At 67.0% G+C, this 19390-nt stretch carries 22 protein-coding genes and 1 tRNA gene; 9 read left to right on the forward strand and 14 right to left on the reverse strand.

Annotated elements, in window-relative coordinates; translation table 11 throughout:
- Window positions 1-7: 7 nt before the first annotated feature.
- Window positions 8-1735 carry a sodium:solute symporter family protein gene (locus ACOAMO_RS12040; RefSeq protein ID WP_420175010.1) on the reverse strand — a complete coding sequence of 576 codons (1728 nt, stop codon included), beginning with the start codon at window positions 1733-1735 and terminating at the stop codon, window positions 8-10.
- Window positions 1736-1903: 168 nt separating this feature from the next.
- On the reverse strand, window positions 1904-3145 hold the full coding sequence (locus tag ACOAMO_RS12045) for a serine hydrolase domain-containing protein (RefSeq protein WP_420175011.1): 1242 nt from the start codon (window positions 3143-3145) through the stop codon (window positions 1904-1906).
- Between the two features lie 155 nt (window positions 3146-3300).
- On the opposite strand from ACOAMO_RS12045, the gene ACOAMO_RS12050 reads away from it, so the two are divergent.
- The 3 genes from ACOAMO_RS12050 to ACOAMO_RS12060 all read left to right on the forward strand — a co-directional run bounded on the left by ACOAMO_RS12050 (window position 3301) and on the right by ACOAMO_RS12060 (window position 4416).
- A tRNA-Pro gene (locus tag ACOAMO_RS12050) sits at window positions 3301-3374 on the forward strand.
- A gap of 259 nt (window positions 3375-3633) precedes the next feature.
- Entirely contained in the window at window positions 3634-3732 is a 99-nt protein-coding gene (locus ACOAMO_RS12055; protein ID WP_420177031.1) for a helix-turn-helix domain-containing protein, read from the forward strand.
- Window positions 3733-3921: 189 nt separating this feature from the next.
- Window positions 3922-4416, forward strand: coding sequence for a hypothetical protein (locus ACOAMO_RS12060; protein ID WP_420175012.1), 495 nt, complete (start codon window positions 3922-3924; stop codon window positions 4414-4416).
- A 13-nt stretch (window positions 4417-4429) separates the two neighbouring features.
- Here ACOAMO_RS12060 and ACOAMO_RS12065 read toward each other — a convergent pair whose 3' ends face one another.
- Together ACOAMO_RS12065 and ACOAMO_RS12070 are read right to left on the reverse strand one after the other, a co-directional pair.
- Entirely contained in the window at window positions 4430-5656 is a 1227-nt protein-coding gene (locus ACOAMO_RS12065; protein WP_420175013.1) for an acyltransferase family protein, read from the reverse strand.
- Window positions 5634-6233: a TetR/AcrR family transcriptional regulator gene (locus tag ACOAMO_RS12070; RefSeq protein WP_420175014.1), complete on the reverse strand. Its 600-nt coding sequence runs from the start codon at window positions 6231-6233 to the stop codon at window positions 5634-5636. The genes ACOAMO_RS12065 and ACOAMO_RS12070 overlap by 23 nt, the downstream gene beginning before the upstream one ends.
- Before the next feature lie 41 nt (window positions 6234-6274).
- Here ACOAMO_RS12070 and ACOAMO_RS12075 point away from each other — a divergent pair, with 41 nt between their 5' ends.
- Window positions 6275-7180 carry an oxidoreductase gene (locus ACOAMO_RS12075; RefSeq protein ID WP_420175015.1) on the forward strand — a complete coding sequence of 302 codons (906 nt, stop codon included), beginning with the start codon at window positions 6275-6277 and terminating at the stop codon, window positions 7178-7180.
- Window positions 7181-7193: 13 nt separating this feature from the next.
- Here the strand turns inward: ACOAMO_RS12075 and ACOAMO_RS12080 are convergent, their stop codons facing one another.
- The 3 genes from ACOAMO_RS12080 to ACOAMO_RS12090 all read right to left on the reverse strand — a co-directional run bounded on the left by ACOAMO_RS12080 (window position 7194) and on the right by ACOAMO_RS12090 (window position 9106).
- Window positions 7194-7865, reverse strand: a complete 672-nt coding sequence (locus ACOAMO_RS12080; RefSeq protein ID WP_420175016.1) for a response regulator transcription factor — start codon at window positions 7863-7865, stop codon at window positions 7194-7196.
- Between the two features lie 170 nt (window positions 7866-8035).
- Window positions 8036-8920, reverse strand: coding sequence for a histidine kinase (locus tag ACOAMO_RS12085; protein WP_420175017.1), 885 nt, complete (start codon window positions 8918-8920; stop codon window positions 8036-8038).
- 21 nt (window positions 8921-8941) lie between these two features.
- On the reverse strand, window positions 8942-9106 hold the full coding sequence (locus ACOAMO_RS12090) for a hypothetical protein (protein WP_420175018.1): 165 nt from the start codon (window positions 9104-9106) through the stop codon (window positions 8942-8944).
- Window positions 9107-9216: 110 nt separating this feature from the next.
- On the opposite strand from ACOAMO_RS12090, the gene ACOAMO_RS12095 reads away from it, so the two are divergent.
- From ACOAMO_RS12095 to ACOAMO_RS12110, 4 genes are all read left to right on the forward strand, one after another.
- Window positions 9217-9963: an ABC transporter ATP-binding protein gene (locus ACOAMO_RS12095; protein ID WP_420175019.1), complete on the forward strand. Its 747-nt coding sequence runs from the start codon at window positions 9217-9219 to the stop codon at window positions 9961-9963.
- Complete coding sequence (locus ACOAMO_RS12100) at window positions 9960-11891, forward strand: FtsX-like permease family protein (RefSeq protein WP_420175020.1); 1932 nt, start codon at window positions 9960-9962, stop codon at window positions 11889-11891. Before ACOAMO_RS12095 ends, ACOAMO_RS12100 begins: the two co-directional genes overlap by 4 nt.
- A 2-nt stretch (window positions 11892-11893) precedes the next feature.
- On the forward strand, window positions 11894-12274 hold the full coding sequence (locus ACOAMO_RS12105) for a hypothetical protein (protein WP_420175021.1): 381 nt from the start codon (window positions 11894-11896) through the stop codon (window positions 12272-12274).
- 1431 nt (window positions 12275-13705) lie between these two features.
- Window positions 13706-13870 carry a hypothetical protein gene (locus ACOAMO_RS12110; RefSeq protein ID WP_420175022.1) on the forward strand — a complete coding sequence of 55 codons (165 nt, stop codon included), beginning with the start codon at window positions 13706-13708 and terminating at the stop codon, window positions 13868-13870.
- A gap of 310 nt (window positions 13871-14180) precedes the next feature.
- On the opposite strand, the gene ACOAMO_RS12115 is transcribed toward ACOAMO_RS12110, so the two are convergent.
- The 6 genes from ACOAMO_RS12115 to ACOAMO_RS12140 all read right to left on the reverse strand — a co-directional run bounded on the left by ACOAMO_RS12115 (window position 14181) and on the right by ACOAMO_RS12140 (window position 18079).
- Window positions 14181-14591: a YccF domain-containing protein gene (locus ACOAMO_RS12115; protein ID WP_420175023.1), complete on the reverse strand. Its 411-nt coding sequence runs from the start codon at window positions 14589-14591 to the stop codon at window positions 14181-14183.
- Window positions 14592-14644: 53 nt separating this feature from the next.
- Window positions 14645-15304 carry a dihydrofolate reductase family protein gene (locus tag ACOAMO_RS12120; protein ID WP_420175024.1) on the reverse strand — a complete coding sequence of 220 codons (660 nt, stop codon included), beginning with the start codon at window positions 15302-15304 and terminating at the stop codon, window positions 14645-14647.
- Window positions 15301-15834 (reverse strand): SRPBCC domain-containing protein, encoded by a 534-nt coding sequence (locus tag ACOAMO_RS12125; protein ID WP_420175025.1) that lies wholly within the window; start codon window positions 15832-15834, stop codon window positions 15301-15303. The genes ACOAMO_RS12120 and ACOAMO_RS12125 overlap by 4 nt, the downstream gene beginning before the upstream one ends.
- A 42-nt stretch (window positions 15835-15876) precedes the next feature.
- Window positions 15877-16665: a VOC family protein gene (locus ACOAMO_RS12130; RefSeq protein WP_420177032.1), complete on the reverse strand. Its 789-nt coding sequence runs from the start codon at window positions 16663-16665 to the stop codon at window positions 15877-15879.
- Between the two features lie 39 nt (window positions 16666-16704).
- Window positions 16705-17442, reverse strand: a complete 738-nt coding sequence (locus ACOAMO_RS12135) for a helix-turn-helix transcriptional regulator (RefSeq protein ID WP_420175026.1) — start codon at window positions 17440-17442, stop codon at window positions 16705-16707.
- A 67-nt stretch (window positions 17443-17509) separates the two neighbouring features.
- Window positions 17510-18079, reverse strand: a complete 570-nt coding sequence (locus ACOAMO_RS12140; RefSeq protein ID WP_420175027.1) for a DUF664 domain-containing protein — start codon at window positions 18077-18079, stop codon at window positions 17510-17512.
- Window positions 18080-18169: 90 nt separating this feature from the next.
- On the opposite strand from ACOAMO_RS12140, the gene ACOAMO_RS12145 reads away from it, so the two are divergent.
- Complete coding sequence (locus ACOAMO_RS12145) at window positions 18170-19135, forward strand: helix-turn-helix transcriptional regulator (protein ID WP_420175028.1); 966 nt, start codon at window positions 18170-18172, stop codon at window positions 19133-19135.
- Here ACOAMO_RS12145 and ACOAMO_RS12150 read toward each other — a convergent pair.
- Window positions 19119-19337 carry a hypothetical protein gene (locus tag ACOAMO_RS12150; RefSeq protein ID WP_420175029.1) on the reverse strand — a complete coding sequence of 73 codons (219 nt, stop codon included), beginning with the start codon at window positions 19335-19337 and terminating at the stop codon, window positions 19119-19121. The two genes, ACOAMO_RS12145 and ACOAMO_RS12150, sit on opposite strands and share 17 nt — an antisense overlap.
- Window positions 19338-19390 lie beyond the last annotated feature (53 nt).

Below are 19390 nucleotides of genomic sequence, written 5' to 3' on the forward strand. Positions count from 1 at the left end.
GTGCTCCTCAGAAGATCGCGTTCAGGACGATGACCATGCCCATGGCGAGCGCGGCCAGTGGCAGGGTGCGCTGGAACCAGGGCTTGCCCTGTTCGTCGGCGTCCACCAGGTCTGCCTTGGGCGTCTCCGAGTAGACGAAGCCGCGCAGTTCCTCACGGGGCTTGGGCTTGGTGAACAAGCTGACGACGATGCTGGCGAGCAGGTCCATCACGAAGCCAGCGCTGGCCGCGACGAAGGCCAGACCCTGGCCGGGCAGCGTGTACCAGCCGAAACCGACCTCGGCATTGCCTCCCAGCCACACGAAGACGGCGGACAGGGTGCCGACGACCAGGCCCACCCAGCCTGCGGTGGGGGTGGAGCGACGCCAGAACATGCCCAGGATGAAGGTGGCGAACAGCGGGGCGTTGAAGAAGCCGAACAGGGTCTGCAGGTAGTCCATGATGTTGCTGAACTGACCGGCGATCATTGCGGTGAAGATCGCCACGACCACGGCAAGTGCGGTCGCGACGCGCCCGACGGTGACGTAGTAGTCGTCGCTGCGGTCCTTCTTGATGTAGGTGCCCCAGATGTCGACGCTGAACACGGTGTTGAAGGCCGACACATTGGCCGCCATGCCGGCCATGAAGGCTGCCAGCAAACCGGTGATGGCCAGGCCCAGCAGACCATTGGGCAGCAGGTCGCGCATCAACAGCAGCAGCGAGTCGTTGTAGGTGACACCCTCACCGGAGGCGCCTCCGGCCGGAGCGCCGCCACCCTTGAGGGCGACGATCTCCGGGACCAGGACGGCGGCCAGCATGCCCGGCAGGATGGTGATGAAGGGCACCAGCATCTTGGGGAAGGCACCGATGATCGGGGTGTTGCGGGCGGCGGAGAGGGATTCCGAGGCCATGGCGCGCTGGACCTCGACGAAGTTGGTCGTCCAGTAGCCGAAGGAGAGCACGAAGCCGAGGCCGAAGACGATGCCGATCACGCTGAGCAGCGGGCTGTCGAAGCCCGACAGCGCGGTGCCCGGCCACGAGTTGAGCTGTTCGGCGGCGGTGGGCACACCGGCGCTGGCCGGGGCACTGGCGGCGTCGGCGGTGATGCGTTCCTTCAGCCCGCTCCACCCGTCGACGCGGTGCAGGCCGAGCAGCACCAGCGGCAGCAGTCCAGCCACGATGACGAAGAACTGCAGCACCTCGTTGTAGATGGCGGCGCTGAGGCCACCCAGTGTGATGTAGGCGAGCACGACGGTGGCCGAGACCACCAGGGTCAGCCACATCGGCCAGCCGAGCAGGGCGTGGATGATGGAGCCGAGCAGGTACAGGTTGATGCCAGCGATGAGCAGCTGCGCCAGGGCGAAGGAGATCGCATTGACCAGGTGGGCGCCGGGGCCGAAGCGCCGCAGCATGAACTCCGGCACGGAGCGGACCTTGGAGCCGTAGTAGAACGGCATCATCACCACGCCGAGGAAGACCATGGCGGGCACGGCGCCGATCCAGAAGTAGTGCAGGGTCGGCAGGCCGATCTGGGCGCCGGTGGCCGACATGCCCATGATCTCCACGGCACCCAGGTTGGCCGAGACGAAGGCCAGGCCGGTCACCCAGGCGGGCAGTGAGCGGCCGGACTGGAAATAGTCGGACGCGTCGGAGACCTGGCGCTTGGCAAGCCACCCGATCCCCAGGACGAAGGCGAAGTAGACCGCCAGGATGAGGTAGTCCACCGCCTTGGCGTCGATCAGTGTTTCGAGCAGCATCGCTGCTCCTTTCGGATCGCATTAAAATGCCCTCCGGCAGCGAGGGCTTCGCAATGGTATTACCTTCGCGTCACCTGCTGTTCACTCGGGGGCGCCTCCAGGTCGGGCGGACGCGACAGGGGGGCCGCCACCTGTGGTGGCGACCCCCCTGCGGGACGATCCTGGGAATCAGGCGTTGCAGCTGGCCATCATCATGGGCACCAGCACCTTGTTGAGGTCGACGCGGCCACTGAGGGCAGTCAGGTCTCGGCCCGTGGCGCCCAGTGAGAACTGTCGGGTGCCGTCGGCGGAGGTGAAGGCGACGCTGAGCGTGCCCATCGCGGCGCCATCGTGACCGTACAGGTAGGGGTCGCTGCCCGCGGCCGGGCACGGATCGGGAATGCGGTACAGACCCAGCCCGTATTCCATCGGCGTCGTCGACACCGGTGTCATCATCTGGTGCAGCAGCTGGGTGCTGACCAGCTTGCCCGCGAACAGGGCCCGGGTGAAGTCGTTGAGGTCGTCGGTGGTGCTGGTGACCGCACCGGCTGCGCCCAGCAGGTCGGGGTCGAAGTTGTCCAGCTCCATCCAGCCGTCCTGCTCACCGAGCCAGGCGTCCTCGTGCAGGGCCGCGCCCTTGAGGCCCGCCTCGGTGTCATAGCTGGTCTGGTGCATGCCCGCCGGTTGCCAGACCCGCTTCTTCATCAACGCCTCCAGCGAGGCATCGTTCTGAGCCTCCAGCAGCATGCCCAAGGCCACGTATCCTGCGTTGGAGTACACCATCTGGCCGGGTTCAGTCCAAGGTACGGCGTTGACGGCGTCGATGTGCTCCTGAGGTGCGTAGTCACGTTCCATCGCGGCCTGGAACTGTTCCATCGAGTTGGGATCGGTGATGTGGCGCATCATCAGCTCATTGGTGCCGTTCGGCATGCCGGAGGTGTGGCTGAGCAGCTGACGGAAGGTCACCTCGGGGTGGTCGGGCAAGAGGGTGGGGAGCACCTCTGCCACCGGCTGGTCCAGCTGCCAGACCCCCTTGTCCACCTCCTGCAGGACCAGGACGGAGATCATCATCTTGGTGTTGCTGGCCACCCGGAAGCGGTCGGCAGGCTTGGCAGCGGGCTTGCGATCCTTGTCGCGCAGGCCCTCGGCCCCCGCCCAGCTGGTGGTGGGCGTCTGCAGACGGCCGGCCGCGCCGATGGCGCCGTCGGAGACCACTGCGGCAAGGGCAGCGTCCAGCGTGGGATTGGCGACTCGAGCGCCGTGACCCTTGCGCTGGGCCTTCGCCTGCTGGGCTGCCTTCTGCAGGTCGCGGCTGAGCGAGTCGTCGCTGACCGGGCTCGCCGTGGCCATGGGGCGGGCCGTGGCCGGGGTGGCGACGGCCAGACTGGTCATGGCCGCCAGCGCAAGACTGGCGAGGAGGCGACGGGGCATGGTGGTCCCTTTCCGTTGCGTGGGATGATGTGTCGACCCTAGTGAGGGTCGGTGTCAGGCGTCTCCGTCTGGAGGATGAACTTTGGGTGCCGTCCCGATTGGCGCTGATGGCGAAGTTCCAGTACTGTTGTTTCTCGGGTCGGAAACGACCTGGACGGGCTGTAGCGCAGCTTGGTAGCGCACTTGACTGGGGGTCAAGGGGTCGCAGGTTCAAATCCTGTCAGCCCGACGTCCAAAGGGGCTTGTCAGAGCTAGTTTGCTCTGGCGGGCCCCTTCTTCGTGCCCTATACGTGCCCTATCGAGATTACAGGACCCGGTTCGCACCTGCATTCGACACCTGCGTTCCCCTCTTGCGACTAGGCGTTTCTCTGCGGTTCGTGAGTTGTGTTTCCCCTGCCGCGACCAGCGCCTGCGAGGTCTCCTGACCAGGTCGCGTGGGCACCAATCTGTGCCGAGGTTGTTGGGTGGGCATGAATGCAGAGCAGCGCATGGTTGATGTGGAGAGTGTGCAGTCGGCCGCTCGTCGGCTTGGTGTCTGCCCACGGACAGTGCGGCGAATGATTGCCGACGGCCGACTACCGAGCTAGCTGGTGAGCCTTGGGCGTGACCTGGAAGTGTCGATGGGCATTGGCGGTCGGACCACTCGATGACGCAGTATGGGTCCCAATTCGGGGGAGTGATGAATTGCTTGCTGCCCCCCCCAGTGTCGGGTCGGTGAGCACCACGACATCCGGCTCGGCTTGTGGCAATGACGCTGCAGACGAGAGGGGGCCCTCGTGAGTACGAGTGCCAAGAAGTTGATTGCAAGCACAGCACTGGCGTTCGCCCTGGGTGCGTGCTCGGGAACGCCCGAACAAGCGCCGACGACGAGTTCGAGCGCGACCACCGAGCCGTCCTCAACCGCGGGCTCCAGCACGCCGTCGCCTGCGGCGAGCCAGACCTCGAGCGCCAGCCCATCCACGGGCGCGACGCCACCCGCGAACGCAAGCGCTGCGGACGCCGCGGTGCATCGTTACGTCGAGGTGACCACTCGCATCGCGTCGGATCCGAAGTCCGACATGGACCAGCTGCAGACCGTCGCTCGAGGGTCCGCCCTGCGGCAGTGGCAGTACGACATCTCCCAGTTCCGTGCTCAGAAGCAGCACCTGACGGGCATGTCGACCCTGGCCCTGGTGAAGGCGACAGCGGGTTCGGAGGGGGCGTTCCGGGAGCGATGGCGAGGTTTCTGGTTGTGTTGTGGTGCCCAGCTTTCCCACCGCAGTGTCAGGTAAGGGTGAGGGACGATCACACCGCACCTGGGTGGTCTGTTCGATCAAATGGGCGTCGAGAAGCCTGTGCAGCCTGCGCCGTTGGGGTACGAGGCCGGGCTCGTCGGCCGTTGAGCCAGCCGCCCAGCGCCGTCGAGCGTACGAACAGGTGGTAGGTCGCGAGCAGGATCACTGTGGTGGCCCCGATGTTCAGGCCCACCTTGACCAGGATTGGCCAGTCCAGTGGCGCCAACAGCACCTGGAAGAAGGTCAGCAGCACCAGGTGCATCAGGTACATCCAGTACGAGGCATCGGCCAGGTAGCGCACCCAGGGACGCTCGGTGGTGAGGTGTCGCACGGCCAGCCCGAGCAGGGCGTAGCAGGTACTCCAGCCGGCCAGTGCCATCAGGGTCAACGACAGCCAGTCTGGGAGGTTCGGGTCGATGGGCAGCACGTGGGTGCCCATCAGTGCGCCGAACATGGTGGTGGCGGCCAGCGCGGTGTGCCACCAGGCCAGTCGAGCCAGTCGTTGGAGGGAGTCGGTGTCGCACGAGAGCAACCAGCCCACGCCCAGTGCACCGAGGTAGGCGATCAGGGGGACGGGCCCGGGCAGCAGGGTGGTGGGGGCGACGATGCCGGACAGGTCGCGTTGCAGGTTGGTGGTGATGGCGTAGGGGAGTGCTGCGAGCAGGACGCCGCCGGGGGCGCTGAGCCAGCGTGCCAGGCGTCGGGCGGTGGCTGCGCTGGCGCGCGGTGAGATTCGGGTGAAGGCCCAGCGGACGGCCAGGGCGAGCAGGATGCACTGGGTGAGCACCCACAGGAACCAGAGGTGTCCCAGGTCGAACTTGCTGGCGCCGCTGACGTCGGGGCGCTCGAGGGGCAGCCCGGCGCGTTGCGCGTGCCAGGCGGCCAGCAGCCCCAGGGGCAGGACGGCGATGGGCCAGAAGACGAACAGGGGCAGGGTGATCCGCTTGAGGCGGTCCTTCAGGTAGCCGCGGGTGCCGCGGCGTTCACGCATCATGTGGCCGAAGTAGCCGGCCATCAGCAGGAAGAGCGTCATCCGGAAGAAGTGGATGCCGGAGATGATGGTGAACGGCCACACGGCGAGCTGGCTGTCGGGCACCAGCCAGGGCATGCCCTTGACGTAGGGCATCAGGGAGTGGATCACGATGCCCAGCAGGAGGGCGCCGCCACGCACGGCGTCGAGGCCATGGATGCGGGTGCGTGCGGCCGCCGGGGCCTCAGCGGGTTGGTGAAGGGTCATCGGGGGTCTCTCTCGTGATGGTGCTCAGGTAGGTGTGGGCCACGTCGCGGGCGCTGTCGATCGTGTGCTGCCCCAGGGTGATGGCGGTGGGCAGGCTCTCGAGGAGGGCCCAGAGGACTTCTGCCGCCAGGGCAGGGTCTTCCTGGTGGCACTGGAGGAGCCCGGTGAGCAGGCGGATCACCTCGGCGCGCCCCTGTCCGAGTCGCTCGGCGGTGGCTGGGTGTCGTCGTGCTCGGTCGACGAACATGGCGTTGACTCGTTCGAAGATCTGGTTGGTCTCGTCGACGGTGAGGATCTCGTCCACCATGGCGGTCAGCATGGCGTGTGGGCTGGGGACCGACAGTGCCTGCACTGCCCGGTGGATGCGTGCGGTGCGCTGCTGCTGGGTGTACTCGAGGACGAACTCGAGCATCGCCTCGCGGTCGGTGAAGTAGTGCTGGACCGCCCCCATCGACATGCCCGCGTGCTGGGCAACGGCCCGCAGGCTCGCGTTCTCGAGCCCGCGGCGGTCCGCCACTTCGACGACGGCACGCGCCAGTACGCGTCGACGCTCGTCGTGGTCCACGATCTTCGGCATCCGTCCTCCTTTGGTCAAGTGACCCTGTTATTATCATGCACATGACTGAAAATAGCGAATGGGGCATCTCTGAGATGCCCGACATGCCCGGGCGGCACGCTGTCGTGACCGGTGCGGACCATGGCTTGGGGCTCGAGATCGCACGTCAACTGGTCGCGCACGGATGTGACCTGACGATGCTGGGCAACCAGGCCGAGCGCGCCGCAGCCACGGCGGCCGAGCTGTCACGCGAGTTCCCACGCGTTCGCATCGAGGTCGAGTACCTGGACCTGGGTGACCTGGCTTCGGTGGAGGAGTGCGGTTCGAGGCTGGTCGGGCAGGGCAGGCCGATCGACCTGCTGGTCAACAATGCCGGAGTGATGATGCTGCCCTACGGAGTCACCGCGCAGGGCTTCGAGCGCCATTTCGGCATCAACCATCTGGGCCACTTCGCCCTGACCGGGCACCTGCTGCCGCAGATCGAGGCTGCTCCCGCGGGGCGGATCGTCACGATGGCGAGCAATGGTCACAAGATGCCCGGGTTGTCCTTCGACGACGTTCGGTCCGGCGAGGGGTACAAGCCGATGCGCGCCTATGGGCGCAGCAAGCTGGCCAACCTGTTGTTCACCCAGGAGCTGGCCCGGCGGCTCGCGGCGCACGGCTTCCCGATGCTGGCGGTTGCGGCCCATCCCGGCCAGAGCGCCACGAACCCCGGCGGCAAACGCGGGCTTCGGGCCGTGATCGACCGGCTCGTGGGGCAGAGCGCGGCCCGTGGCGCCGAGCCCGCACTGCGGGCCGCCACGGACCCGACGGCTGCCAGTGGGGACTACTACGGGCCCAGAGGTTGGGGAGAGCTGCGCGGCCCAGCCGTTCGTGTCCAGCCGTCGCCTGCCGCCCTGGATGTCGCGCTGGCCGCGGACCTCTGGCAGCGGAGCGAGGAGTGGACCCAAGTGGCCTACCTGGACTGATTCAAGGTGGGCGTCATGGGTTGTGGTTGAGGTAGGCCAGCACGGCCATGACCCGTCTGTTCTGGTTTCCGTCCGGGGGCAGGTCCAGCTTGGTGAGGATGTTGCCGACGTGTTTGACGACCGCGGGTTCGGAGACGAACAGTCGGTTGGCGATGGCCTGGTTCGACAGGCCCTCCGCGATGAGGGCGAGGACGTCGAGCTCGCGCGCCGTGAGGCGCTTCAGAGGGCTGGATGCGTGCTGGATGAGCTGGGAGACGACCAGTGGGTCGATGGCGCTGCCACCTGCGTGGACGCGGCTGATGCTGCCCAGGAAGTCGTGCACGTGGGCGACGCGGTCCTTGAGCAGGTAGCCGAAGCCGGCCTGGGAGCTGGAGTCCACGAGCTGGGAGACATAGGAGCGCTCCACATACTGGCTGAGGACCATGACTGGCAGCCGGGGATGGGCCTTGCGTGCGGCGGCTGCCGCGCGGAGGCCGTCGGCGCCGAGGTGCGGGGGCATGCGCACGTCGGTGATCAGGACGTCGGGGGTGTGGCGTGTGATGGCATCGGCGATGTCGTCGGCATTGTCGACGGCGTGCACCACGTGCCAGCCGCCGGTGGCAAGGATGGCCTTGAGTCCTTCCCGGAGCAGGGCGTTGTCTTCGGCGAGGACAACGGCGCGGTCGTGGAGATTTTGTGCGGTCATGGGTCACCGTGGTCGGGGGTTTTCTCGGGGGATCGTGAGTGTGATGGCTGTGGGGCCGCCGATGGGGGAGCTGATGTGAAGTCGTCCACCCAGGGCCTCCATGCGATCTTGGACGCCGGTGAGGCCGCGCCCTCGAGGGTCCGCGCCACCGTGCCCATCGTCGGTGACGGTCACCTCCAGCCAGCCTGTGCAGGCGCTTCGTGGGTGCGCGTGCGCAGAGTGACCCGGCACTCGACGGCTTGGGCGTGTTTCGCGGCGTTGGTGAGCAGCTCAGCGCCGGCGTAGTAGAGGGCTGCCTCGGTTCCGGCATCGAGGCGATCTGGGAGCTGGTCGTCGATGTGGACGATTAGCGGCAGGGTTGCTGCCAGTTCCGCCAGCGCGGCGGTCAGGCCGTGGTCGTCGAGTACCTGGGGGTGGATGCCGCGGACGAAGCGGCGCAGGTCCTCCAGGGTGTCGAGGGATTGTTGTTGTGCTGTGGCGACGAGGTGTCGGGCTGGATCATTCTCGCCCATGGTCGTCAGCGCGATGCCCAGCGTCATGGAGATCCCGAGCAGTTCGGGTTGGATCCCGTCGTGCAGGTCGCGTTCGATGCGACGCCGTTCGAGGTCGAAGGCGTTGACCAGCCGTGTTCGCGAGCTGCTGGTGTGTTCGAGTTGCGACTCGAGTCGGTCGCGATCGCCGATGAGCACGGCATCCATCAGGTGCTGGTCGGCGGTGGCGACTGCCGGTGCCAAGAGCGAGACCGCTGCCAGAAGGACGGCGCCGCAGAGGGCCGCCCCGATCGCGCTGGGCAGGGCATCGATGTGCCAGGGGCCGATGTCCACGCGGTCGCCGTTGTAGGCGAGGGCTGGCGACACCATTGCGACAAGGGCTCCAATGATGGTCAGGCCAGCAGTGGCAGCGACGGATGAGCGGATGGTCAGCGTGACGGCAAGCCAGGCCAAGGAGCGCCCATCCCACCAGCCGGTGCGCGTGGCCTTGCGCCCCGTACGACGCAGGGTTGCCGCTGCGAGGGGGCGTGCCACGAGGACTGCCAGCGCACCCACGAATGCCATGCCAAGAATGACCTGGATCGCTCAGGCGACGAGGTGGCCCCGGGCCAGGCGGCCGAGGCCGAGTATGAGCGGCAGGCTGCCCATTCCGAGACTGGCCCACGTGACCGCAGAGGCCACCGCAGCAGCAGTCAGGTCGGCGACGGCTCGTCCGGTTGGTGGGGAGTCGGGCCCGCCGAGGAGTCGCATGCTGGTCATGCTAGGCGGATGCCGAGGCGTTGTCGGTATGGCTGGCCATACCGACGGCTCGGTGTCTGGCTCCAGTGATTGTGTCGCTGGCTCGCAGTGGAATTGATGGCATGAACCACACACCCGCCGCGGAGACCGTCCTGAGCTTGCGTGACGTGAGTCGCACCTACGGCAAGCCAACCAACCCCGTGCATGCGCTGCAAGCCGTGTCGATGGATTGCACCGTCGGATCATGGACTGCAGTCATGGGCCCTTCGGGATCGGGCAAGTCCACCCTGCTCAATTGTGCGGCTGGTCTCGACTCGCCCACCAGCGGGCAGGTGCTGCTGGCAGGCCGAGACCTGTCAGGCCTGTCGGACAACCAACTCACCGAACTGCGTCGCACGACCATCGGATTCATCTTCCAGGGCTTCAACCTGGTGCAGGCGCTGACGGCTGAGCAGAACGTCGCGCTGCCACTGGCGCTGGCCGGAGGACGTGATCGGCAGGCGGCGCGTCAGGCCCTGACAGACCTAGGGCTGGGCGATCGGGCTCGACATCGCCCGCGGGAACTGTCGGGCGGGCAGCAGCAGCGCGTGGCGATCGCCCGGGCCGTGGTGACACGTCCGGCGGTGCTGTTCGCCGACGAGCCCACCGGTGCGCTGGACAGTGCTGCGGCCGCCACCGTGCTGGAGCTGATCAGGCATCTGGTGGACGAGCGGGGACAGACGGTGCTGATGGTGACCCATGACCCGTCGGCCGCGGCCCGTGCCGATCGGGTGGTCTTTATGCGCGACGGTCAGGTCGTCAACGAACGTGCTGGTGGCGATGCTGGTGCGATCGCGGCCGAGCTGGCCGCCATGGAGGCTGTGGCATGACCCACTTGATGTGGCGTGTGCTGCGTGACCGGTGGCACCTGCTGGCCGGGACATTGTGTGCGATCGCTCTGGGGGTTGGCCTCGTCCACTCGGGCCTGGCGATCGCCACAACCATCGCCTCGGCCCGTCCACCGGCCGGTTTGGACGCGGCAGATCGGGCCGCCTACCTGACGCGACTCAACGGCACGAATACGCTCAACGGGATTGCCAGCATGCTGGGGGTCTTCCTCACCGTCTTCGTCGTGCGATCGACCATCGACTTCGCAGTCACCGAGCGGCGTCGCGAACTCGCACTGCGGCGGCTCGTGGGCGTCAAACGTGGCCAGCTGCGCCGCATGTTGCTGGCCGAGGCTCTCGTCCTGGGGATGGCGGGCACGGTGGTCGGTGCCGTACTGGGGTTGCTGCTGGCCATGGTGCAGCGCGGCCTCTACGTCCGGATGGGCGTCATGCCAGCCGATGTGGTCGTTGGCTGGCAGCCCGTGCACGTCGCCTTCGACGCCCTGGTCGGCATCGGCGTCGCGGTCGGGGGTGCGGCTGCGGCCAGCAAGCGCGCCACCCGGGTCACGCCTCTGGATGGCCTCGGCGCCCGGGGCGAGGAGGCTCGCCTCCTGCCGCGATCACGATGGATCTGGGGCGGGATTGCCGCCCTGGCGACAGTCGCGCAGCTGGCCGCGTCGCTGACCATGGGTGGGTTCCTCGGCCCCCTGGTGATGGGGCTGGGAATTGTGGCAACCGGCAGCGTCACAGCGAGCCAATTCGCGCCCGTCTTGGTTCCCGCCACGGCCACTCTCGTCCAGAAACTGGCGCGCGGTCCCATCGGGCAGCTGGCCGTCGCCAAGGTGCGTGACGACGCCCGACGTACTGCCCAGGTCGCGGCGCCACTCATCGTGCTGGTCAGTCTCGTGGCGGGTCTGCAGGGCTTGCTCGACACCCAGACCGCCACCGGAACCCGGGAACTCGTGGCGACCACGCGCGCAGACCTGTTGGTCACGACCACGGGTGATCCCACCCGGCGCATCGCGGCGGTGGAGGGTGTCGCCAGCGCCGACATCCAGGTGCAGGTGCCCGCCACCATCACCCTCGGCCAAGGCAAGAACAGGAGGAAACTGACCGGGCCGATCTGGGCGCTCCACCCAGAGCGCTTTCCCACCATGCACCCCTACCGTCCCGTCCACGGGGACCTCACGGCCTTTGATGACAGCAGCATCGTCATCGGCGCCGGTGTCGAGAACGCGATGGCTGACGGGCGCACCGGTTCTGCCACCCTCACGGTGGCGGGAACTTCGCACCAATTCAGCGTCGCTGCCCGCACCGGCGAAGGGCTGGCAGCCACCGACACGGCCTACATCCCACTGGCCGCCGTCCCTGCCGACCTTCTGGCGAACGCTCCCTCCACCGTTCTCGTCACGCTTGAGCCGGGCGTCTCAGTCGACCAGGTCAGATCGGCCGTCGAGGCCTTGAGGCTCGGACAGGTCAGCACGCACACCGAACGACTGGCAGTACACAATGCCACCAAGGATGACGAGAACCGAGCCGTCATGGGCGCCTTGGTCGGGGTTGGATCTGTCTATGCGCTGATCAGCCTCCTCAGCACACTCGCCATCGCCACCATGCAACGACGCAGCGAATTCGCCGTCGACCGTCTCACGGGCCTGACTCGCTTCCAGGTGACGCTCATCGCGGTCCTCGAGACCCTCACCACCATCGCCATCGGGATGTTCCTGGGCTCCGTCGTCTCGATCCTCGCGCTCGTCGGTCTCTGGACATCCAGCGTCAAGTCCTTCGGCAGCCCCGTCATCGCCATTCCCTGGGCCCTGCTGGCAGGCATGGCACTTCTCGTCGCATCCCTCGCCTGCATCACCGTCTGGGCAGCAATGCGCAAGGCGACATCGAATCCACCCGTCCACGACCTCACCACCAAGGAGTAGCCATGACCACTGTTCGCAGGTCAGCCTCAACCATCGCCGTCGCCCTGCTCGCCACCGGGCTGCTCGCCGGGTGCTCCAGCACCGAACACACCGAACAGACCCGCTTCGACTTCCAGTCATCGAAGCTCACGGTGCACAACTCGAATGCCAACATGCCCGTCGACGTCGTCGCCGGCCCCTCTGGTGAGGTCGCGGTCAGTGTCACGACCACGTCAGCCGGCAAGCAGGCCACCACTCCCGCATGGACCTTGACCGGCGCCGAGCTTGAGCTCGGCTTACCGTGCAACAAGGGCTACATCGGCATGTGCGAAGGGAGTTACACCGTAGCGGTACCGAGGGGGACCGCCATCACGGTCAACGGAGAGGAGGTACTGCCGGATTGAGCGGCTCACCCACCCGGACGAGTGCGCCGTGGCGTGTCAGGCGATCAAATGGCATCGCTCCGTCCGGAGTTGAGACGTGCAAGTCTTGGACTCGGCGGCAAAGCCCCTGCTTGAGGATCCGGACTGGCTCCGTCAGTTGGGGGTATAGTGAAGTCATAGCCAGCCCTTTCGAGGGTGTTGGAAGTGAGCCTCGGGATGTCCTGCCGGAAGACAGGGCCCGGGGCTGGCGTTCGTTCTGGCTCACAAGTCGACGATGGTGAGGGCTTCCCCCAGCGCGGCGGCGTACGTTTCATCGCCGGTGCGAAGGCTGGAGATTGCGCCGCAGATGCTGTCTGGGACCCAGAGCATGGGTTCCCCAACCCCGACCCGATGGTGGAGAGTGGTGGCGGGCGATGTCCTGTGTTGGCTCCGGAGGGCGTTGAGCATGTCGATGTCGCGTTGGTCGTCGGATGGGCCCCGGGATTCCAGGACCAGCTCGTGGATGCCGCGCGCTTCGAGTTCGGTGATGCGAGCCAGGCTTGCGCGTCACCCTTCGTGGAGAAGGTCATGGGTGCAGTGCGCCTGACCAGATCGGGTCCCACATATCGTGCTTGGTAGCGCCCGCTGGGCAGCTTCCGAATTCCGCCCCAGCTTCCCCGCTTGCCTCGTTGCCTGCCCTCGTCGGAGCCCTTCACCTTTGATGCCATGGTCGAGTCCTTGCCGTCGTGCCCTATCCGTGCCCTAACGCAAGTCACGAAGAGTCCACTCGTGTCCACTCAACCCGAGGGGGGACACAAGCTCGACAAGGAGCCGCTGGCTAGGGGGAACATGGAGAAACGCCTAGCCAGCGACCACCTTCCTCAGGGTCCCGGCGTCTTCTTCAAATCCTGTCAGCCCGACAACGCCAGAATCCTTGCAGAGTGAGGGTTCTGGCGTTTTTAATGTCTTGGCAGCCACCGAAGATGGCGGCTCGCCCCTGGCACAGGGGACTCATCTCTGGTCAAAGGAGAATAAGTTCCGGTGAAGACTTCTCGCCTGCGGCCTGTCCTGGTGGCTGCTGCCTTACTCGTCTCCATTCCCCTCCAAGGGGCAGGCGCTTTCGCCGCGGACCCGCGTGTCGCCACGACCAGCCCGACCCTCTCTCCGGCCAGGAGCACCGCGCCGGACAGCGACTTGGACTCCCTCACGCAGGGGATCCAGCGTTACCTGATTGCCGTTCCGGGCGGCTACTATTTCGACCGTGCCACGGCCAAGGCAGCGGGTGAGAGCGAGTACGTCCTGGCTGCGGGGGAGAGCTACAACGCCTTGGCTGCCGACATGGAGGCCCACGGACCCGACCAATCCTCGAGGCGCAGGGTTCGGGCGGCGGCCTCCATCCCCGTCTGGGGAAACTGGTGCGGACCGGGCCACAGCGGCCCGGGGGCCCCGAAGGACACACTGGACACCCTCTGCATGCGCCATGACAAGTGCTACGCCGCCCGTGGCTACCTTGACTGCTACTGCGACGCCCAACTCAAGGCCGAGATCGACCGCTACTCGAGCCGGATGAGCTGGCGCGAGCGGGCGATGGCCGCAGCGATCAAGGTCGCGTTCAGTGCCACACCCTGCAAGCCCTAGGGGAGCCCATGCAATCGACTGGCAAGCCCGTGACACCCGTAGCAGCCCTTCTTGTCGGATGCGCTGCGGTCGGATACCTCGTCCTGAGGGGCACGACGAGCCCCTCCCAAAGCCTGGTCGTGCTGGGGATGGTGCCCGTGGCCGGTCTGCTGGCGACGTGGACGGCCATCAGGTCCGACCGCACGTATCTGGCCTGCGCCAGCTTCCTGCTCGCGGTGCTGGGGATTCCCTTGGCCCTTGGTCTTGTCTACCTTCGGTCGGGGGTCTGACTGAAAGATCTTCTGCGGTCGGGGCGTCTCTGCCCGGCCCGCTACACCGAATGCAGCGGCCGCTGGTCCGGGTGCAAGTGGTTGCGGTCAATGATCTGTTTGCCGAAGGGGAAGCAGGCCACCGGGATCATCTTCAGGCTGACCAAGGCATTCAGCACTCCGACGATCGTGAGGGTCTGCACGACAGCCGTGGCGATGTGCAGCAGCGCCAGCCACCAGCCCGCCACCAGGAACCAGATCAGATTGGACAGGGCGGACAGGGCGCCGGCCCGGGGCGCGGGCACGACGGCCTTGCCGAAGGGCCACAGGGCGTAGTGCGCCATCCGGAAGGAGGCCACGCCCACCGGGATGGTCACGATGAACAGGCAGGCGATCACGCCCGCCACCAGATAACCCACCGCCAGCCAGAAACCGCCCAGCAGGAACCAGATGATGTTCAGCAGTGTTCGCACCTCACCAGCGTAGTGCCGGTGGGGTGCGGCCGGAGCGTCTCCGGGTCGTCGGCTCAGAGCTCGTCCGCCGGGCGGATCACGTCCTGGCCGTCCTGGACGGCGGCGGTCAGGTCATTGCGGAAGTCGCCCGGCACCAGCTCGACGGCCAGGCACCCGTTCGGCGTGACCGCGCTGCGGGTGACCCGCATGGTGTGCGCCGGGCTGTCGTCGCCAAAGATCCCCGCACCGCGACCCACCACCACCGGGGCGACGACGAAGCGGTAGAGGTCCACCAGACCGGTCTCGTGCAGGGTGCGGGCCAGCTTGACCGAACCGTGCACCTGCAGCTCGCCCTCGGCCGGTGACTGCTTCAGCTCACGGATGCTGTCCAGGAAGTCGTCACCCAGCACCGTGGTGCTTTCCGCCCAAACATCATCGCGTAGCTCGGTGGAGGTGACGACGTACTTGTGCGCGGAGTTGATCGTGGCGGCCACCGGATCGGCCGGGTCGGCGACCTGCGGCCAGTGGCTGGCGAAGGTGTCATAGGTGCGACGGCCCAACAGCAGGGCATCACAATTCTCGAACCATCGGTTGACGGCCTCACCGACGCCCTCGTCGAAGACGGGCATCAGCCAGCCGCCATTGGTGAACCCTTCGCGCGGGTCTTCCTGTGCCGAGCCGGGGCCCTGTGAAACGCCATCGAGGGTGCGGAATAGGTTGATGCTGAGTTTCATGTCGGTTCCTCCGGGTTGGATGTGGCAGGGGTCTGTGGCACCACCTGCTCGTAGGCCCGCTGCAGGGTGGGCCAGTCTTCCCACCGGTCCGCCCAGTCGTCGTCGGCGAGCCCCGCTGCCAGTTGCTCCAGGTGCACCTGCCAGCCTGCCGCGTGCCCTGTGCCGGAGCCAGGGCCGCTCAGCCCAGTGTGGGTGAGGTGCAGGACGGTGCCGACACCGGCGGCCGCCAGTCGGACTGTGACCAACGACACTGGCTCCCCGGGGGCCTGCCACGTGAGGATCAGTTCCTGACCGTGTATGCAGTGCCGGATTTGGCCCGTGACCAGGGCAGTCGGATCCGACTCGTCGAAGATGATGCGGTAGTCACTTCCTACCTCGCCTCCTCCAGTGAGGCTGCCCATCCAGCGGGCCAACAGGCGCCGGTCCGTGACGGTCTTCCAGACTTCGGATGGTGCAGCCCCCAAGGGGATCCTCATCGTGACGGTGGTGTTGCCGTTCTCCGTATGGACGCTTCCGCGAAGTTCTCTCATGGTGTTCTCCTCAGCGGTGTGTGTGGCGATCCAGAAGCCTGCTCAGGCAGGGGACGCCTGCATCACGAGCAGGCGTGCTCCGGTCGGGTCGGCGATGGTGGCATAGGGGCCCCACGGGGAATCGACCGACGGCGTGACCACCTGTCCGCCAAGCTCGATGGTGCGAACCAAGGCGGCCTCGATGTCGGCGACCGCGAAGGTCACCTGCCAGTGCGACGTGTCATCCTCGGAGCGCATCATCCCGCTCGTGGCTTCCTCGACGGGACCGTTCGTGGCGTAGTCGTCATCCATCGGCGCCGTTGAGAAGTCGAAGACCGTGGTGTAGAAGGCGATGGCTCCGGCCAGGTCCGTGGTGACCAGCTCGAACCAGATCGGCGTCCCCGGCCGTCCGGTGAATGCATAGCCCTCGGTGTCCTTGGCCTGCCACATCGCGACGACCGCCCCTGCTGGGTCCGCGACGATCGCGAAGCGTCCAGCTGGCCCTGCATCCATGGCCGGGGCGACGAGGTTTGCTGCATTGTCGAGGGCGAGTTGCAGCTTTCCATCGACGTCGTCCACGGCGAGGAAGACGTCCCAAGCGTTGCGTGGCTCGGCGTCGTTCTCGTCATTGCACTGGGTCATGTCCATGGCGCCGCCGACGAGACCGCCATCCTTGGTGATCATGTTGTAGTGGCTCATCGCCGGGCCGCAGTCCTCGAACTGCCAGCCGAACAGCTCCTGGTAGAAAGGCTTGACGCCTTCCAAATCGGTGGTGCCCAGGTCGAGCCAGGCGGGGGTTCCGGTGGCGCGGTTCATCATGTCCTCCAGTGGTGGTTGGCCGATGACCACCACGCTAGGCAAGGCCGCGACGCCTGGTTTGTCCCGATGTGCTCAACCTGCCAGAGCCGGCAGGGCACTGAGCAGCGGCAGGTCGTCCAGCATCGCGAAACGAAAGCACAGGTCGATCGCGCCAGGGGACAGGACCGGTGAGGGGTGCAGGGCGACGACCGGAAGGGTTGGTGCCAAAAGGTCACCGGGGGCCGCGTCGGAGCCGACCAGGAACCCAAGAAGCCACGGTGCCCCCGGGTGAAGGGGCAGCGGGACCACCTCGTCCAGGTCGGTGAGGGTACCGGCCGTGGGCAGACCGATGGGTGCGGGGGAGCGGTACCAGCCCAGCCACAACCGTCCCGAATCGACACCCGTCGGCAGGACGGGCCTGACCTGCACCAGCATCTGGCGTGGGTCGGCCACGGTGAACGGTGAGAGCTCACAGTCCTCCAGTCGGCGAGCCAGGCGGCGCAAGTGCGCCGGCGTCGTACCAACGGTCGCGCTGAAGCGCCGGCTGAAGCTCGACAGTGAATCGAATCCCACCTCGACTGCGACGTCGATCACCGGTCGGTCGTCGGTCAGCAGCAGCTGCTTTGCCGACTCGATCCGAAGCGCTGTCAGGTAGGCGCTGGGGCTGATGCCCTTGGTCGCGGTGAAGGCCCGCGAGAAGTGATGCCGGGAGTACCCCGCCTGGTCGGCCAGATCGGCCACCGTCACCTGCTCGCAGTGGTGCTCCACGGCGAACTCGGCTACGCGGGCCAGCACCGTCGGGGCGAGTCGGGTTGTGCTCGGCTTGGTCACGCGGTGAACGCTACACAGAACAAGAGCCGTGGGGGAGGGGACGGGGCACAGACCCCGCCCCCTCCAGTCACTCCCGTCCGGCTGGCTGCCAGGGCTTCACGAACTCGTTGGCTTCCCAGCCCTCCACGGCCGCCAACAGTTCTGGGGCGCTCGCCCCGTCGAGCTGTTCGCGGATGATGTCGGCGTGCCCGGCGTGCCGGGCGAACTCCACCACGTGACTGACGTAGACATAGCGCAGCTTGGCCGGGCGTGCTTCGTCCATTCCGTACCAGGGCATCGGGCCCACCGGCAGCTCGGCCTCCAGGTCTCCACCGCGGCACATCTGCAAGTACGGCTCCCGAACGGCATCGAAGGCGGTCAGCAGCGCCTCGATGCTCTCGTCGTCACTCGGCGTGAAGCTGGTGTAGAAGCTGCCAGGGGCTTGTTCGTGCCCAGCGTGCCCAGCCCGTTCCAGCGAGCTGCTCATGCACCAGGTGATGTGCTTGACGATGCCACTGATGCTCAGGGCACTGCGCAAGGGGCGCTGGCGGCATTGCTCGTCGTCCAGTCCGTGGACGCTGGCGCGGACAGCGTCGAGCTGGGCCTGCAGAAACTTGCACAGGGTGCTGCGTTCGTCGTCGATCTGGGGCAGGTACATGGTCTTCCCTTCGTGGTTGGTGGATTTTCCAGTCCCAGCAGAACGCAGCTTGCGGACAGGTTCGGTCCGCTGGTGGCGCAGAATGGTGACATGTCCGAGACCACACATCGCGTCCTGCGCCTGTTGGGGCTGTTGGAGTCGCGCACCAGCTGGCAGGGCGCCGAGTTGGCCTCCCGGCTGGGGGTCACCGAACGCACCGTGCGACGCGACGTGACTCGGCTGCGCGAACTCGGGTACCCCGTGGAGTCCGAACGAGGCCTCGACGGTGGCTATCGACTGGGCGCGGGCCGACGGCTGCCGCCGCTGCTGCTCGAGGACGAGGAAGCGGTGGCACTGGTTGCCTGCCTGCGGATGGCCGCGCTGGCCGGCACCGACACGGTGGGGGAGGTCGCCTTGCGGGCACTGACCAAGCTCGACCAGGTGCTGCCACCGAAGCTTCGCGCACTGGCCTCGGCCCTCGACGACGCCACCCAGGCGATTCCGCGCAACCGCCCGGCGGTGGACCTGGCCGTACTGCAAGAGCTCTCCGTCGCGCAGCGCGACTGCCGACTGGTGCGCTTCAGTTATGACAAGCCCGACGGCAGCACCACCTCACGCGAGGTGGAACCGGCCCGGCTGATGACCCAGGGGGAGCGTTGGTACCTGCAGGGCTTCGACCGGGGCCGTGAGGACTGGCGAGTCTTTCGGCTCGACCGGATGAGCGGGGTGGAGGTGACCACCTGGAGCTTCACGCCCCGCGCGGCGCCGCCCGGTGACTTCCAACGCGACTTGGTCTCCCGCTACCCGTGCGTCGTCGAGGTCGAGATGGCCGTGGACGTCGAGGTGTTGAGCACACGCATCCCCGCCGCCCACCGCGACCATGTGCAGGCCACGCCCACGGGCTGCCGATTCCGGGTGGGTGGCCCCACTTGGGAAGACCTGGCTTGGCACATGCTCTGGGTCGCGCGTGATCTGGGAGCGCCGCTGGTTCTCGCCGAGGGTCCGCCGGGGGCTGCCATGCGTCAGGCGATGCGGGCCATCGCCACGCACGCGGAGCACGTCATTCGGCAGAGGTGAGGCCAGCAGTGGAGCGACGCCTGGACCGGACGAACCTGGCGCCCGCAGCCAGCCCCATCACCAGCGCCACCCCGGCGATGCTCCACCCCAGCACGCTGACGGACTGGCCCCGGGTCAGCGGGAGCAGTTGGGAGACGATCACCAGCACCATCGCGAGGAGCGTCAACAGTTCGCTGGTGCCTCGCTGCGGGTGCTGGTTCATCGACTCGTCCCTCCTGTTTTCCTGCGCCACTGTTCGTAGGGTGCCACTCGAAG

The organism is Luteococcus struthionis (assembly GCF_048595755.1).
Classification (GTDB): Bacteria; Actinomycetota; Actinomycetes; order Propionibacteriales; family Propionibacteriaceae; genus Luteococcus.